Origin of the sequence: Virgibacillus sp. M23 (genome assembly GCF_034190895.1) — a bacterium.
In the GTDB taxonomy this organism is placed as follows: domain Bacteria; phylum Bacillota; class Bacilli; order Bacillales; family Amphibacillaceae; genus Virgibacillus; species Virgibacillus salarius.
This window is the reverse complement of record NZ_JAWDHA010000134.1, coordinates 1-812: the sequence shown is the minus strand read 5'-3', so window position 1 is coordinate 812 and position 812 is coordinate 1. Positions and strand designations below refer to the sequence as shown.

Annotated in this window: 1 pseudogene; it reads left to right on the top strand. The window is 41.9% G+C overall.

Annotated elements, in window-relative coordinates:
• Nucleotides 1–761 (top strand): annotated as a pseudogene (locus RVS70_RS21595) (energy-coupling factor transporter transmembrane component T family protein); the annotation flags it as partial.
• Nucleotides 762–812: the final 51 nt, after the last annotated feature.

The following is an 812-nucleotide window of genomic DNA, read 5'->3' as shown; positions in this document are numbered from 1 at the left end:
GCTCCTCACTTGTGCATCGGCTTGACCCCAGAACAAAGCTTATTACGATCTTTTTATTTGTCTGTATTGTATTCTTAGCCAATAATGTGCAGACATATGCGTTGCTTGGATTGTTTACAGTTGGCGTCGTTTCTTTAACAAGAGTTCCTTTCTCTTTTTTAATGAAAGGGCTGAAGCCTATCATTTGGATTGTCCTCTTTACGTTCCTTCTTCACATTTTTATGACACATGAAGGACCGGTTATCTTTCAAATAGGTTTTTTCAAAGTCTATGAGGGCGGTCTGGTTCAGGGGATATTCATTTCCCTTAGATTCGTCTATCTGATTTTAATCACAACCTTATTAACGCTTACTACAACACCGATTTAGATTACCGATGGAATGGAGCAGCTGCTGAATCCATTGAAAAAATTAAAGCTTCCTGTCCACGAGCTGGCCCTAATGATGTCCATTTCTTTGCGGTTTATTCCGACACTGATGGAGGAAACAGATAAGATCATGAAGGCTCAGATGGCGCGAGGCGTTGATTTTACAAGCGGGCCTGTTAAAGATAGGGTGAAGGCTATTGTTCCGCTTCTTGTCCCCCTTTTCGTCAGTGCTTTTAAACGTGCTGAAGAGCTTGCGGTGGCAATGGAAGCAAGAGGCTATCAGGGCGGAGAAGGACGTACGAAATATAGAAAGCTTGTATGGACAGGAAAAGACACTTCTGTCATTGCCAGCTTGATGGTATTAGCTGCTTTGTTATTCTTCTTAAGGGCTTAGAGGTGCTGTATGAGACTGAAATGCACGATTTCTTATGACGGACATTTATTT